This is a genomic window from Acetivibrio straminisolvens JCM 21531 (assembly GCF_000521465.1).
Lineage (GTDB): Bacteria > Bacillota > Clostridia > Acetivibrionales > Acetivibrionaceae > Hungateiclostridium > Hungateiclostridium straminisolvens.
The window spans coordinates 1-15,449 of the sequence record NZ_BAVR01000080.1 but is presented as its reverse complement, the minus strand read 5'-3'; the positions used below and the strand labels follow the sequence as shown (position 1 = coordinate 15,449).

Annotated in this window: 15 protein-coding genes and 4 pseudogenes; 1 reads left to right on the top strand and 18 read right to left on the bottom strand. The window is 38.3% G+C overall.

Features of this window, described 5'->3' with window-relative positions; genetic code table 11:
- Positions 1-26: 26 nt before the first annotated feature.
- The 6 genes and pseudogenes from JCM21531_RS22880 to JCM21531_RS15420 form a co-directional block, all read right to left on the bottom strand.
- Complete coding sequence (locus tag JCM21531_RS22880) at positions 27-215, bottom strand: DprA-like winged helix domain-containing protein (RefSeq protein WP_243467809.1); 189 nt, start codon at positions 213-215, stop codon at positions 27-29.
- 4 nt (positions 216-219) lie between these two features.
- Positions 220-1,139, bottom strand: a pseudogene (gene dprA, locus JCM21531_RS15440) (DNA-processing protein DprA).
- Positions 1,140-1,330: 191 nt separating this feature from the next.
- Positions 1,331-2,085: pseudogene (locus tag JCM21531_RS15435) on the bottom strand (exodeoxyribonuclease III).
- A gap of 147 nt (positions 2,086-2,232) precedes the next feature.
- On the bottom strand, positions 2,233-2,595 hold the full coding sequence (locus JCM21531_RS15430) for a YccF domain-containing protein (RefSeq protein ID WP_038291178.1): 363 nt from the start codon (positions 2,593-2,595) through the stop codon (positions 2,233-2,235).
- A 28-nt stretch (positions 2,596-2,623) separates the two neighbouring features.
- On the bottom strand, positions 2,624-3,040 hold the full coding sequence (locus tag JCM21531_RS15425) for a secondary thiamine-phosphate synthase enzyme YjbQ (RefSeq protein ID WP_038291177.1): 417 nt from the start codon (positions 3,038-3,040) through the stop codon (positions 2,624-2,626).
- Between the two features lie 81 nt (positions 3,041-3,121).
- On the bottom strand, positions 3,122-4,660 hold the full coding sequence (locus JCM21531_RS15420; RefSeq protein WP_038291185.1) for a YifB family Mg chelatase-like AAA ATPase: 1,539 nt from the start codon (positions 4,658-4,660) through the stop codon (positions 3,122-3,124).
- 561 nt (positions 4,661-5,221) lie between these two features.
- Between JCM21531_RS15420 and JCM21531_RS15410 the strand changes: the two genes are divergently transcribed.
- The gene (locus JCM21531_RS15410; protein ID WP_439644317.1) at positions 5,222-5,440 is read left to right on the top strand and encodes a hypothetical protein; all 219 of its coding nucleotides are present in this window, start codon (positions 5,222-5,224) and stop codon (positions 5,438-5,440) included.
- A gap of 16 nt (positions 5,441-5,456) precedes the next feature.
- On the opposite strand, the gene JCM21531_RS15405 is transcribed toward JCM21531_RS15410, so the two are convergent.
- From JCM21531_RS15405 to JCM21531_RS15355, 12 genes and pseudogenes are all read right to left on the bottom strand, one after another.
- A complete protein-coding gene (locus JCM21531_RS15405) occupies positions 5,457-6,155 on the bottom strand; it encodes a methyl-accepting chemotaxis protein (protein WP_439644318.1) in 699 nt (232 codons plus the stop codon).
- Between the two features lie 281 nt (positions 6,156-6,436).
- The gene (locus JCM21531_RS17980) at positions 6,437-7,276 is read right to left on the bottom strand and encodes a Cache 3/Cache 2 fusion domain-containing protein (protein ID WP_054847137.1); all 840 of its coding nucleotides are present in this window, start codon (positions 7,274-7,276) and stop codon (positions 6,437-6,439) included.
- 177 nt (positions 7,277-7,453) lie between these two features.
- Complete coding sequence (locus JCM21531_RS15395) at positions 7,454-7,894, bottom strand: hypothetical protein (protein WP_038291174.1); 441 nt, start codon at positions 7,892-7,894, stop codon at positions 7,454-7,456.
- Between the two features lie 136 nt (positions 7,895-8,030).
- Positions 8,031-8,804: a cohesin domain-containing protein gene (locus tag JCM21531_RS15390; RefSeq protein ID WP_038291173.1), complete on the bottom strand. Its 774-nt coding sequence runs from the start codon at positions 8,802-8,804 to the stop codon at positions 8,031-8,033.
- Between the two features lie 93 nt (positions 8,805-8,897).
- Positions 8,898-9,692, bottom strand: a pseudogene (locus tag JCM21531_RS22875) (hypothetical protein); the annotation flags it as partial.
- A gap of 11 nt (positions 9,693-9,703) precedes the next feature.
- Positions 9,704-10,642: a motility associated factor glycosyltransferase family protein gene (locus JCM21531_RS22870; protein ID WP_279379095.1), complete on the bottom strand. Its 939-nt coding sequence runs from the start codon at positions 10,640-10,642 to the stop codon at positions 9,704-9,706.
- Between the two features lie 166 nt (positions 10,643-10,808).
- Positions 10,809-11,264 (bottom strand): transcriptional regulator NrdR, encoded by a 456-nt coding sequence (nrdR, locus tag JCM21531_RS15380; protein WP_038291172.1) that lies wholly within the window; start codon positions 11,262-11,264, stop codon positions 10,809-10,811.
- A gap of 142 nt (positions 11,265-11,406) precedes the next feature.
- Entirely contained in the window at positions 11,407-11,667 is a 261-nt protein-coding gene (locus tag JCM21531_RS15375; protein ID WP_038291170.1) for a YlmC/YmxH family sporulation protein, read from the bottom strand.
- A 214-nt stretch (positions 11,668-11,881) separates the two neighbouring features.
- Positions 11,882-12,655 (bottom strand): RNA polymerase sporulation sigma factor SigG, encoded by a 774-nt coding sequence (gene sigG, locus JCM21531_RS15370; protein ID WP_038291168.1) that lies wholly within the window; start codon positions 12,653-12,655, stop codon positions 11,882-11,884.
- A 160-nt stretch (positions 12,656-12,815) separates the two neighbouring features.
- The gene (gene sigE, locus JCM21531_RS15365) at positions 12,816-13,550 is read right to left on the bottom strand and encodes an RNA polymerase sporulation sigma factor SigE (RefSeq protein ID WP_038291166.1); all 735 of its coding nucleotides are present in this window, start codon (positions 13,548-13,550) and stop codon (positions 12,816-12,818) included.
- A 52-nt stretch (positions 13,551-13,602) separates the two neighbouring features.
- Complete coding sequence (gene spoIIGA, locus JCM21531_RS15360) at positions 13,603-14,496, bottom strand: sigma-E processing peptidase SpoIIGA (RefSeq protein WP_038291164.1); 894 nt, start codon at positions 14,494-14,496, stop codon at positions 13,603-13,605.
- A gap of 299 nt (positions 14,497-14,795) precedes the next feature.
- Positions 14,796-15,434, bottom strand: a pseudogene (locus tag JCM21531_RS15355) (cell division protein FtsZ); the annotation flags it as partial.
- Positions 15,435-15,449: the final 15 nt, after the last annotated feature.

Genomic DNA, 15,449 nt, shown 5'->3' with positions numbered 1-15,449 from the left:
TATATTGTCATATTACAATTAATTATTTAGGACTTTAATTTGAATATCTTTCCTGGAAGCTGCTCAACAATTCCTTTTAATTCGAGCATTACCAGTATTGAATTAACAAGCTGTATGCTAAATCCCGTTTTTCTTGCAATAGTATCAATATGCATGGACTCAAGCCTCAAATACTCTACAATCTTTTTTTCATCCTCATCAAGACCTTTTAACAACCTGTCATCTTGAAGGCTTTTTGTAAAAAAAGTCCTTTGTTCTTTCCTCGGTAAAGTAAATGTTTAATTCTTCAAGTATATCGTCAATTCCTGTTACTATTTTGGCACCTTCTTTAATTAATTTATTGGTTCCGGTGCTTTTCATACTGTTGACATTTCCCGGAAGCGCAAAAACTTCTCTTCCCTGGTCCAAGGCAAAATTTGCCGTAATCAGAGAACCGCTGCGCTCTCCTGCCTCTATCACAATAACTCCCAAGGAAATACCGCTTATTATCCTGTTGCGGGCGGGAAAATTTCCCGGCAAAGGCGTAGTACCGGAAGGTATTCCGACAGGCAGGCACCGTTCTCAACTATACTTTCCATAAGCTTTTTATTTTCGTATGGATATACAATATCAAGACCGCACCCTAAAACGGCAATAGTTCTTCCCTTTACTTCGAGAGCTCCCTTATGGGCAAAAGAATCAACTCCCCTAGCCATGCCGCTTACAACAGTAATACCGTATTGGGCAAGCTCACAGGAAATTTTCTTTGCCATATCAAGCCCATAGGATGTTGCCCTTCTAGAACCGACTACAGCCAAATATTTTTCCTCCTTTTGGATGGATCCCTTCATATAAAGGACTAAAGGAGGATCGTATATATTCTTAAGGTATAAAGGATACAATTTATCTTCTAATGTAATAATTCTAATGTCATTCTTAAAGATATTATCAAGATGACGATCTACATTTTGCTTAAATTTTACATTAGTCAAATTTAAAATATCCGTCTTGTTTAAGAAAGGAAGATTCCTTAATTCATCCTCTCCGGCATTCCAAACATTATGTATGTCTTTGAAATACTCCAGAAGCTTTCTTGACTTGACTGCTCCAACTCCCGGAATGGAACTTAGCCATACCCAGTCTTTTAAACTACCTTCCATCCATACTCTCCTTTATAAATAAACGTAAGCAACAATTGCCATACACGTTTTCACAAAATAATTTACCATGTATTGTCCGTTGAATCAAGCTTTTCCTGATGTAATCATCGCAAACACCTTTAGCCTTAAAATATTTCTTTAACATAAGGATAGCAAAAAATGTAAATCTTAAAAAAACAACATGGCAAAAATTATTTTATTTGCAGTTCCACCGGACAATGATCGGATCCGAGTACATCGTCGTGTATAGAGGCACTTACCAGACGATCTTTTAGCTCCTCCGACACGCAAAAATAATCGATTCTCCACCCGGCGTTTCTTGCGCGGGCATTAAACATATATGACCACCATGTGTATGCGTCCTTTTTATCTGGATAGAAAAATCTAAAGGTATCAATAAAACCGGCATCAAGAAGCTCCGTAAATTTTGCGCGTTCTTCATCGGTAAAACCTGCACTCCTTCTATTGGTTGCCGGATTTTTAAGGTCTATTTCCTTATGGGCTACATTCATATCGCCACAAACAATAACAGGCTTTTTGGCCTTCAGCCTATAAGATAATTCCTGAAGTCATCCTCCCACTTCATTCTGTAATCAAGCCTTTCCAGCTCCTTCTTTGCATTGGGAGTATATACATTGACCAAATAATAGCTGTCAAACTCCAAAGTAATAACCCTTCCCTCTCTGTCATGTTCATCAATTCCGATTCCATTTTGGACAGAAAGAGGCTCTATGCGGGTAAATACAGCAGTTCCCGAGTACCCCTTTTTCTCAGCATAATTCCAGTATTGATGATACCCTTGAAGTTCAAGCTCTACTTGTCCCGACTGAACCTTGCTCTCCTGTATGCAGAACATATCAGCATTGACATTGTTGAAATAATCTAAAAATCCCTTGTTCATGCAGGCCCTCAGTCCATTAACATTCCATGATATTAATTTTGTCATAACTCTCTCCTCAACAGTTTAAATAATAAATACATTTCTCTGTACCGGCAGCTTGAAAATCAACAAAAACTATTGTCGACAAATCAAGCAGCGGCATATTAGAATTACCACGTTTTCATACAATTATATCATCAAACGGGTTTGCTTTTAATTTATTCTTGCGCCAAAAGGTACCAGTCCAAGCTTTGCAAGCTTGAAATGCTGAAGACCGAAGGGTATTCCGATAATTGTTATACAAAACAACAGTCCTGTAATAAAGTGAGATAAAGCAAGCTCCCATCCTAAAAAGATAATCCATATAATATTAAAAAGCAATCCGCCGACTCCAAAATTGCCAATTTGCACTTCCCTGCCGAAAGGCCATAACACAAGCCCTGCAATTTTAAAACACTGAACTCCAAAAGGTATCCCTATAATCGTTATACATAAAATCAATCCCGCAAGCATCCATCCTAAAGCTAAAAAAATTCCTCCAAACAGCATCCATATAATATTTCCTATAAACCTCACCGGTTTGTCCCCCTTTTATTTAACTTACTTATTCACCAATTATCTTCACCAACACCTTTTTTGGACGTTTGCCGTCATACTCTCCGTAAAATATCTGCTCCCAGGGTCCAAAATCCAGCTTGCCGTTGGTAACAGCCGCCACCACTTCACGCCCCATTACCTGACGTTTCAGGTGGGCATCAGCATTGTCTTCGTATCCATTGTGCTTATACTGACTGTACGGTTTTTCCGGCGCCAGGGTTTCAAGCCACTTTTCAAAGTCTTGATGAAGCCCCGGTTCATCGTCATTTATAAAGACACTTGCCGTAATATGCATGGCATTAACCAATACAAGCCCTTCTTTTATACCGCTCTCATCAATGCAGGCCTGTACTTGGCGTGTGATGTTTACATATGCCCTCCTTGAAGGCAGATTGAAAACAAGTTCCTTTCTATAAGATTTCATTGAAAATTCCTCCTGTTCCAAATATTATTCAAGTATTATTTATATTAAATATTTTTTAGCTTACTATATTATTTTATATATTCACCCGGCCAACCATTTTTTCCTGTCAAGGCTTCTGTACTGTATTGCTTCCAATAGATGATTCGCTTTTATATCCTCACTTTCCTCCATGTCCGCTATGGTTCGGGCAACTTTTAGTATTCTGTTATGGGCTCTTGCGCTTAACCCCAGCCTGTCAAAAGCATCTCTCAAAATACCTTTGCATTTGTCATCCAGTTTGCAGAACTTCTTGATGAGTGAAGGCGAAAGCTCTGCATTTGAAAAAATACCGAGCCCTTTGTATCTTTCCTGCTGTATTTTTCTTGTTCGATTTACCCTTTCCCTTATTACGCTTGACTTTTCTCCTTCCTCATAACTTTCCAGGTCCTTGTATTTCACCGACGCAACTTCTATGTGCAAATCTATTCGGTCCAGAAGCGGACCGGAGATTTTACCCAAGTACTGCTGAATCTGCTTTGGGCTGCATGTGCACTCTTTTGAATCCTCAAGGTAATTGCCGCATTTGCACGGATTAGCCGCACATATCAATGTAGTCCTTGCAGGATAAGTCAAAGTGGCGTTAATTCTCGAAATGGTCACCACTCCATCTTCAAGAGGCTGTCTTAGGACCTCAAGCGCATCCTTGTTGAACTCCGGAAGTTCATCCAAAAACAATACACCATAATGGGCAAGACTAATTTCGCCAGGCTTAGGTATTTTTCCTCCTCCAATCAGACTGACGTTTGATATTGAGTGGTGAGGTGCCCTAAAAGGTCTCTGGGTAATAAGAGAAGTATTTGCAGGCAAGGTACCGGCAATACTGTGAATTTTTGTTACTTCCAAGGCTTCTTCAAATGTCATTAAAGGAAGAATTGTAGGAAGCCTCTTGGCAATCATTGTCTTACCGCATCCGGGAGAACCTATCATAAGGCAGTTGTGCCCACCGCTAGCCGCAACTTCAAGAGCCCTCTTTACATTCTCCTGCCCCTTAACATCGGCAAAATCCGCATCATAATCAAGGCTCCTTTGAAAAATCGATTCAATATCCACTTCATGTCTCCCAATTTCCGATGCTCCATTCAAATGATTGACCACATCTCTTATGTTTTTTGCCGGAAGTACATTAATATCCTTTACAACCGCTGCCTCATCCGCATTTTCCATGGGTAAAAATATGTTCTCCACACCATTGTCTCTTGCAGCTAAAACCATGGGAAGTATACCCTTTACGGGTTTTATTTCTCCATCCAAAGAAAGCTCCCCCAAAAAAGCATACTTGTCAAGACTACTGTTCCTTATCTGTTCCGTCGCAGTCAATATTCCCAGGGCTATTGGCAGGTCAAGGGCAGAACCCTCTTTTTTCTTGTCGGCAGGTGCAAGATTTACCGTAATTCTCTTTATCGGAAATTCAAAACCAGCATTTTTTATAGCAGCCCGCACCCTCTCCTTTGATTCCTTCACGGCAGTATCTCCAAGCCCAACCATGTCAAAGGACGGAAGTCCATTGCTTATGTCTGTCTCTACAATCACAACATAACCATCTATCCCCATCAGACCCATACTTTTTATTTTCGAGAGCATCTTTCCCCACAACCTTTCTTGTCCAATACATAAATGTATCGAAATCAGCAAAACTTTATCCAAATATCGCCACATAATTATACCACAACATGTACAAATTCTACATCTTTTATTAAAAATCTGTTCTCTTTTATTTTGTAATTTATAACAATAAGGCAATAATAAAAAGTTCTAATGTTTAATGCCGTTTAATTTATTCTACTCTGTAGCAGTAACCATTTTAAGAATTTAAACCTATGATATATTAAGAACCAAAATACAATATTGTCCTACACTAGAATTTAAAATAATTTTATTTATCCTTTAAATAATGTATCGGGAGGAATGTTTAATGTTTTTCTTTAGAAGAAGGCCAAGAAGAAAGCAGCCCGAACTAAAAGCTCGGGACATCGAGTCCCTTCGCTTTTCCCCCTTTCATTTCATTCCAAGAGGCCAAATAAAAAAATCAGGCCAAAGCCTGATTGTGAACCAATTTCTTTTGAAAAGAAACCTTTTTTATCCCATAATGCCTGCTTTTCAGCCCATATGGCAAATTATATAGGTGAAACAGTAACCGTATTTGTGGAATCTGGAGGAATATCCGGGGCAGGTTTTACAGGAGTACTTTTATTCGCAAATGAAGTGTACATTGAGCTTATTATCTCCATAGCCCCACCCCCGGCATGTTCTCTGAATAATTTTGGCGTCGGACAGTTTCAAGGTTCCCCTCTTTTCAATATTGGTGCATTTGCCGTAATTCCTGTAGATAAGATTATTTCCTTTGTACATAACAACATCTGAGCTAAAATCGCATATGTTATTCTGCTCCAATATCAATCCTGACGTTATTTTTTCTATTCTCCATGCCGCTGTCTTTGCCCTTTACCAGAATATTAAGTTCAGAAACCATATTGAGTATTTTTTCTGCCTGTGTCTCCAATTCCTGAGCAGAGGCAGAGTTTTCTTGAGCCGCTGCAGCATTTTGCTGTATCACCTGTTCCATCTGAATTATGGACTGGGCAAATTGCTCGCTGCCGTTTGCCTGTTGTTCGCTTGCAACTGATATTTCAGCTACCAGATTACTGACTTTTTCTGCGTTTTCATTTATTTCTTTCAATGAATTGCTAACCAAATTACTAATCTCAACTCCATTTGTAGACAAAGCGATATTCTTTTCAATTATCTCCGCCGTATCTTTTGCTGCTTTGGCACTCCTTTGCGCAAGATTTCTGACTTCTTCGGCAACAACTGCAAATCCGGCTCCCGCACTTCCTGCCCTTGCTGCCTCAACTGCCGCATTCAGAGCTAAGATATTGGTCTGAAAAGCTATATCATCTATAACTTTTATTATTTTTGCCATTTCGTCACTGGATTTCTTAATTTCATTCATTGACTTGTTCATATCTATCATATGTTTATATCCTTCATCGGAAGCCCTGGCGGTTTTATCCGATAAAGCCGATGCATTCTTTGTGTTTTCGGCATTTTGTTTTATGGTAACTGAGGTCTCCTGCATGGTCGCAGAGGTTTGCTCAATTGCTGCAGCCTGCTCGGCACTGCCTTCCGCCAATTGCTGGCTTGTCATAGCAAGTTGCGACGATGTGGACAATATTAAGCGGCTGGATTCATAGAGGTTTTGCGCTAAGGTCAATATTTTTTTGTTTAGTTTCTTCGTAGAGGCAAGGAAGAAGAACATGAAAAAACTAAAAATGACAAATATTATTCCAATGTTAGCGATAAGTTGCAGCTGCTCTCTCCTTGCAATACTGATAATATCAGACATTTTTATAAATGATACTACCTTATATCCCCAGGCTCATAGTTTCTTACTATTATGTCCCATTCTTTTTCGTTCTTCTCTCCCTTTAGCAAGCTTAATATCTCCTCATCTTTCATATCCCCAGACTTTACCACTATCCTCTCATTCATGTCAATAATTGCGTAACAATCGTTTTCAAACTGCTTTTTCCCCTCTATAGCTTTTGACAACACGTGCATCTGCTCTGCCGCAAATCCCACATACCATACTCCAATAACTTCATTATGGGAATCATATATTGGCTCATAACCTGTAAAATACTGTTTGCCCAGTATATCAACCGCTCCATAATAGGGTTTTCTGTTAACTATATGCTCAAAGGCCTGTCCATTAGGATCCAGTACAGTACCTATTGCCCTTGAACCATCCTCTTGCTTAACATTTGTACTTATCCTAACAAATTCTCCGCTCTTGGCTTTGACAAAAACAGTCGCAGTTGCTCCGGTTTCATTGGCTATTTTATCTACCAGTTCATAATTTCCTATTACAAGTTGATCTCCTAAAAATAATTGAGGAACAGTCTTTCCTGAAAAGCTAATCTCATCCTTGACATTCGGGGTTCCAATTGACAATCCTGTTCTTATTAAAACATTCATGCTAGATTTGACCAATTGGGAATAAAGCTCATTAATTGTGTCCATTTGATCTATAATCATATCTTGGGTTTCCTGTACCACCTTTTCTGCTTGAGCCGTTTTCTCTCTGTAAGCTCTGTTGCTCTGATTTAACGTTAATGCCAAAATCGCAACTGCCGCAATTAAATACATCACTATGATTTTGGCAATACTCCCCTTTAACTTGTCAAGTATGTTTTTCATAGCTTTTGCCTCCTTGTTATCAAAATAAATACATCTTTTGGCATTTATTAACTTTTATTATTTCTATTATTTTATCGTCAAAATTGATGAATTTAACTATAATAAAAATGTTAATTAAAATTACAATAAAAAATCCAGGAAATTTCCCGGATTTTCCATTGAAGGGTTTTTTATCTATCAAACCGCATTATGGACAAAGGATACTATGTTGTCTATAGGTATGTCTGTTACCGAGCCAACTGTATATACAGGATAACCGTTCCAACCTCCGGCAGATATTGCTCCGTTTTCATTGGCAGGAAGTATCGGACCGTATCCTTTTCCATATCCTGCTGCATAACCGCCGCTTATACCGCATCCGCCGCCCAAAGGTGCAATACCTCCTCCATATTCATTTCCTACATTGAATCCTGTACAGGCGTTACCCAAAGCACATCCCGGCGGTGGACCAATTCTTGTTATCAATCTTACAAAACAGTCATTAACAGAAAGAATTACTCCAGTAAAACCTGCTCCCGACTGACCGCCGCTTTTAGTAAATATAGTAACGGTTTTACCAATATAATTTGACAGTAATGCTGCAAAGTTTCCTCCTGAAAAACCTCCGGTCTTTGACATCAAATTCTCTCCTTTCAATGCGCAACTATCTCTCTATATCTTATGTTAACTATAATTAATGTGTTACAAAAAATAAAAAAAGAGAGACTTTTTTTAAGTCCCTCTTGATTCTAAGCCCTTGTATATGTATTATAAATTATTTCTCAATTTCCACTCTACCTTCTTTTAATGTTGCAAGAATAGTATTAAAATCATAATCACAGAAATTGATTTCGCCAAAAGTAATTAAACTGAACTTCTTTGATGCTTCGCTATCGTTAAAAATATCAGATTTTACTTTAACAATCAATTTGGCAAAAACACCGTCAGTCTCTATTAAGCCTTCGCCCTTTGCACTGTCATCATCAAAGAGCATGATTATTTCAGAATCTTCATAAACTACGTTGTAATCGAAATTAACCTTGGGGTTTGTAACTATACTGCCCGGTTCTACCTTTAGAACTTCTATAGCTTTGCTGTCATAGTACAAACTCAAATTCAGAGACTGTATTCCCTGAGCCGGTACGTTTTCAAATTTTAAAGGTATCTCCACTGTATCGCCGGGTTTGGCTTTGACTCCTTCAACTGCCACATCCACAATATATTCTCCGGTGCCGGCCTTATGGTTTATTACAACCGGTGCAACATCTTCCTTATTGCCGCTTTCGTTTCCCGTCATTGCCACTTCTACACGTCTTAGTTCCTCGTTCCAGATTACATCAACTCCCAACACATCGCCTATTGCTTTAAGCGGTAAATACGTTTTTCCATTGATAGCAACTGTCGGGTCCTGGGATTGGAATTCCTCTCCTTTAACAAAAACTTTAAACGTTGCCTTTAATGCCGTCCACTGATTTGCCTCCGCTGCATAAGCTATTAAACATGTACTTGCTAAGACGATTACAACCATAATACATAATGCTTTTTTCATCCTATGCACCCCGTTCTTATATGATATATTTTATGTTAATAAGATAATTATACCACATTATGCAAACCTCGTCACCGTATTAAAATATAACAGTTAATTATCAAAGAAGCTCTTAAGTTTGGCAAGACTTGCGTTCAGTTTTTCATTTTGATAAAGTATAGCATTCATATATACATTTTTTATATCGTCATATTTTGTTAATGTCTTTACTGCCCTGTCCACTTCGGCTTTAATAAGATAAAAATCAATTTCCACAAGGTTTTTAAGAAGGGGATTGTATATTGGAGACTCAAAAACTTTGTCCGACAATTCATTTATTGAATTAACAGCCTTAACAAACCTTGAACGGCTTTTTGACGGATGATACACGTCTCTCCTAAGGTAGTCCGCTATCTCAAGCTGCTTTCCGGATAAAAATTCAAGCCTTCTAATCTCCCTTTGAACATATGCCCTGTAGTCTTCGACTTTTGAAGCAATTGAATCCGTAAATCTCCCTTCCTCATACAGAACCTTGATAAGTTTCTTTATACCGTCTTCAGAAAAATCACAGCTCTTTAGGGCATCCTCAAGGGTTTCATTTCGAGCATATGAAATATTAAGTCCACCCTCAGTGGCATTTATTATTTCAATCTTATCCCGAACCTTTTCAAAATATCCTTCAAACCAGTTCCTAATTGCAAGGAACGGCCTTGTGGTATAAACTTCATTTCCATAAATATCTTTAGCAAGGATATATCCTCTTTTTTGAATATCTTCATTATCGTTTATTACTGTCCCCGGCGCCTCTCCTGCATACATACTTCCGAAAGTAAACGCCATATCCTGACCGATAATTATAATGGGGTCACACCCCATCTTAAACAAGATATCAAAGCAAGTATTGGCAACCGACGGACCGCTTAAAAAAAGTCCGACTTAATATCGGCATAATCAAAGAAACCTGCCGTATACATATCAACAGGATAATTCATAACAAATTTCGGTCCAGTATAGCCATTAACAGAGTATGTGGAAACCTGATTAGAATAAATAAAATAGATGTCCTTGTTCTTTACATTCGAATGTATCTCTCCTTCTTTTTCTCCCGCATCTATACCCACCATAAAATGCGGCGATAATCCAAAACTTTCCATGACACGCACTGCCGTTCCTGCCGCCATGATAACACATTTGTCTTCAAGCCCTTTTAAAAGGTGGATGTTTTTCTCAAGAGAAGGCCCTGCCGACACCAATATGCCGGGAATGCCTTTGAATTTGCCGGCAAGAACTCCGGCATCGGACGCATCACAAATCTTGTCGAGATTCTTGATATTATTGTACACCCACAGCTCTCCAAACTTTCTTCTGGTTGCAATATCCACAGTGAAATTGTTTGCAAGCTTGATAAAGCTGTCCCGGAGATTATCCCACATATCGGGAAACATTTCTCCGTATACCTCAAAGGGCTGCACTTGAATGCCTCCCTTTTCCGTATCCCAGAACAAGGAATTTATCCTCTCAAGTATAACATCCAGAGCTTCATCCACAATTATTTCAGCCTTTTTAATAACCGGTTCGAGATTTCTTATACAGGCAATCTGATAAAACAAATCCATATTTGGTTCAACAATAATTACTTTTTTGTTTGGAAAGCTTGTAAGGAGAACTTCAAGGTGAAATGCCATACCCATTCCAAAGACAATATCTGCCTTGTTGGAGGGGTCAATATACTTGTCAATCCAAGCATAAGCTTCATTAATCGGGTTTTCATGGTCACAGAGCAGAAAATCTTTATTAAAGCACCTTACCATGATGTTTATTACAAGGTCGTCTTGACGGGCCAAAAGTATTCTTTCCACCGAACTGTCCTTTGGAACATACTCTCCCTTGATGTAACTGTCAAGTTTTATATATACATCGCTGGTACTCCTTTAAGAGAGACAGATTCCTCTCCAACACTTCACTCATGGCTAATCACTCTTTCCTCTTTTGTGAATTGAATTTATTTCCTTAGTCCAAATGTTCTTATTTCTCGTTTAAAAGCTTACGAAGCTCGTCCATAAATGTATTTATATCCTTAAACTGTCTGTAGACCGATGCAAACCGCACATAAGCCACTTCATCCAAGTTTTTCAGTTTTGCCATTACCATTTCTCCGATATCCTTGGATGTGACTTCCCTCTGAAGAGAATTATAAATCTGACTTTCAATGTCTTCAACCAGTTTTTCCAACTGAGCAACAGATACAGGTCTTTTTTCACATGCCCTTAAGATTCCGTTTAATAGCTTTTCCCGGTCAAAAACCTGCCTGCTCTTATCCTTTTTTATAACCATAATAGGAAGACTCTCAACCTTCTCATAGGTGGTAAACCTTTTTAAACACTTGGAGCACTCTCTTCTCCTTCGAATTGCCGAACCTTCATCCGTCGGCCTTGAGTCTATTACCTTATCCTCTATAAAACCGCAATATGGGCACTTCATTACATACCTCCTTCGGAATTTATCTTTTGAAATCTTGATTAAATCTCAATTTTTTGAAAAGCAATTTTGATAAAGCACTATATCTTATTATATATAATACACTATAAATAGTTTTAAATAAATACCATTATTCACATAACATTTATTCAAAATGTTTTCTTATAAACCTGTCATCCATTTCCACCAAAATAATATCTTCCCCAATCTTTTTTATCTTTTCCCAAGGTATGACACATTCGTTATCTTTTCCAATGAACCCTAATAGCCTCCCTCCGCTTGGAATCACAATTGCCTCAATTCTGCCGCTTTGAAGGTTTATCTCCACATCACCGACAAATCCAAGCCTCCTTCCGTCCTTTATATTGATAACTTCCTTTTCCCTAAAGTCAGACGTCCTGTTCATAATATCACCACCGCACATTGCTATTTTTAAGCCTCTACGATAATATATGATTTTGTAAAAAATGATATGTTATAAGGAATTTTGTCCTATTAATTAAGGAGCCAAAGAACAGTCAATATAATATTTCACCGTTCCCCGGCTCCTTTAGATTTTTCAAAATGTAAATTTCAGACTCTGACTTTTAATAATACGGTCCACTTCTTGCACAAATATGTTAAATATATTTTCTCATGTGCATAAGTGCAGTTTTCTCAAGCCTTGAAACTTGTGCCTGCGAGATTCCGATTTCTTCGGCAACTTCCATCTGGGTTCTGCCGTCAAAAAAGCGCAAGTTCAGTATAAGCTTTTCCCGGTCATTGAGTTTTCTCATGGCTTCACTTAAAGCAATACCTTCAAGCCAGTTCTCATCATTATTTTTCTCGTCCTTCACCTGATCCATTACATAAATTGCATCTCCACCGTCATGATACACAGATTCAAACAGTGAAATGGGGTCCTGTATTGCATCTAAGGCAAATACAATATCTTCCTTTGGAAGCCCAAGTTCTTTAGCTATTTCCTCTATGGTAGGCTCTTTTGAATTCTGGTTCGTAAGCCTTTCTTTTGCCTGAAGCGCTTTATAGGCAATATCTCTCAAAGATCTGCTCACACGAATGGAGTTGTTGTCCCTTAAATATCTTCGGATTTCTCCGATTATCATAGGAACGGCATATGTTGAAAACTTAACATTCTGAGTAACATCAAAATTGTCAATTGCCTTTATAAGTCCTATACAACCCACCTGGAAAAGGTCATCGACATATTCTCCTCTATTGTTAAATCTTTGTATGACGCTTAATACAAGTCTCAAATTTCCTTTTATAAATTCCTCTCTTGCCGAGGTATCTCCATTATGCATTCTTTCGAAGAGAGCTTTCTTTTGTTCATTGGTAAGTACTGGCAGTTTTGATGTGTTCACACCACATATTTCTACTTTATTGATTAGCATAGAAAAAACCTCCCGGCAATAATTTAAAGTCAGTATCATTATTGCCACGGAGGTCATTTTTATACTGCTAAAAAGACTACAAAATTTCATAAAAACACCTTGACAAACCCTGGAGTTATTGCAAATTCTAACACCGAATTTTTCTTGTATTTTTTTACAATTACACCATCCTGCTAATCTCTTTTCTAAGTCTACTGATAATCTTCTTCTCCAACCTGGAAATATACGACTGGGAAATTCCCAGCATATCAGCAACTTCCTTCTGGGTCTTTTCAACTCCCCCATTTGTAAGTCCAAACCGAAGTTCCATTATCTTTTTTTCCCTGACCGACAGCTTTTTCATTGCCATGGCAAGAAGCTCTTTGTCTATCTCGTCCTCAATACTTCTATGGATAAGATCATTATCCGTTCCAAGAATATCTGAAAGAAGCAGTTCATTTCCGTCCCAATCTACGTTTAGAGGCTCATCTATTGAAATTTCTGTCTTCATCCTGTTGTTTCTTCTAAGGTACATGAGTATTTCATTTTCAATGCACCTTGATGCATATGTGGCAAGCTTTATGTTTTTATTGGGGTTAAATGTGTTAATCGCTTTGATAAGCCCAATGGTACCAATGGAAACAAGGTCCTCCACACCTACTCCGGTATTCTCAAATTTCCTGGCAATATACACCACAAGTCTTAGATTTCGTTCTATCAAAATTGATTTTACTCCAAAATCCTTTTTCTCAAGCTTGCTTAAAAGATAATTCTCCTCATCATTGCTAAGCGGCGGCGGAAGAGCATCACTTCCCCCAATGTAGTAAATAGGATTGCTGTTGTAAAGTTTCAGCTTACCCAAAAGATTAATATACCTCACCATCAAATAAAGTTTCAGCTTCTTAAAAAAGACCATACTATATACCCCTTTCGTAGAAAATTTATATACATTGATAAAAAGACATAACCTAAACCAATTCGGGACTTAGAAGAGCATTGTAGTTGTTGTTCTTTGACAGTGCTCTGTTGTAAATGCCGATAATCACATCCGTTACTCCCTTCTTCTCCGTATTCTCTCCTACCTCAATATAATCCGGTCTGAATCCGATCAACATTCCATTCTCCTTGCCCAGGGAAGTAAAAGGGATGAGTCTGAATCGAGACAACCACCTGGAGTCGGATACAATTTTAGTAACACTGTCCAGGTCATTTTCCTTGGATTCATCAAAGATACTTTGAATTTCCATGGGCAATATATTTTTTATGGCACTAAATTCTACAACTACCACAGGCGAATTGGTTAAGGGATCATAAAGGGAATTGCCGGTATCAACCAGAGCAGAAAGTTCTGTGGTTCCATTTCCAAAAGCAATTTTTAAAGGAATCAAAAGTTTTTCCTTCGAAATTCTTTGCTGCACTATGTCCCAGAAAATCCTAATGATTATGCCGACAGTCGCTACTGCAAAAAAGAGTGTGGTTCCCTTCGAACTCCATATGTACACTATTCCGTTCCTGACAAATCCTCCCGTTTGATTCAGGTAGAGGAATGCAAATGCAGCTCCCGCAAATATAAAAGTCGAAACATAAAATACTGCCAATGTCTTAATGAAAAGTGTCAGCTTAGCCGGAGAAAAAGCTATCGCAATGATTAAAAGGGATAAAGCAAATTTAGCTAAGGTGGTATAATATATCTTCAAATCAGGCATCAAAAGCAGCACAACCACATATGCCGCCCCTACCAAAGAACCCAAAAACAATCGCAAATGGGATGCCTTTTGCCTTATAAACTTGGCAGTAAGCAATAGTATAAGATAATTCATTACGATGTTTTCCATTACCAGTACATCAATGTATATTTTCATTCTCTCGACCCCCAAATCCGGCAAAGCATAGAGAAAATTATTTTTACAGCACCTTACATAAAACACTTTCCTAAATAACATATATGCAAAAGCATGTATTTTTATTATTGATTATACAGATAAATTTATATTTATTTTGTAAAACAAAAGTATAGAATAAAAAAAATCGTATGACAAAAAAACGCAGGAGCATATCCTTTTCGATATACTTCTGCGCTTTATTTTAGCCTCTTGAGATGAAACGAAAGAGACAAAAACGAAAGGACTTGATGTCCCAAGATTCTATTGTTGAAATCTGTTTACTTAAATCTGTTTCTCCTTAGGAAAGTCGGTATTTCCAGTTCATCTGTTCCCACCTGGCTTGTAGAGGCCCTTTCATCTGAAGATGGAGAAGAAGGCGCCTTTTCTGCCACTACAGGCTTGTCAGCCTTTCTAATTGTAGGAACTTTGTCAAACCCTGTAGCAATTACAGTAATGAGGATCTCATCCTTTAAATTCTCATCGATAACTGCTCCGAAAATTATGTTTGCATCAGGGTCAGCCGATTTCTGCACCAACTCGGCCGCAGTATTCACTTCAAACAATCCAAGATCTGCACCACCGGTAATATTAAGAAGAACCCCTCTTGCTCCTTCAATAGATGTCTCCAAAAGGGGACTTTGAATAGCCTGTCTTGCAGCCTCTTCAGCTCTGTTGTCGCCGGATGCCCTTCCAATACCCATGTGGGCAAGACCGGTATCAAGCATAATGGTTTTTACGTCTGCAAAGTCCAGGTTTACCAGACCCGGTACAGCAATAAGGTCGGATATACCCTGTACACCCTGCCTTAACACATCATCTGCTATCTTAAAAGCATCAACTATGGAAGTCTTCTTTTCAGCCACCTGAAGCAACCTGTCATTCGGTATAGTAACCAGAGTATCAACCGTATTTTTAAGAATTTTCTATTACCC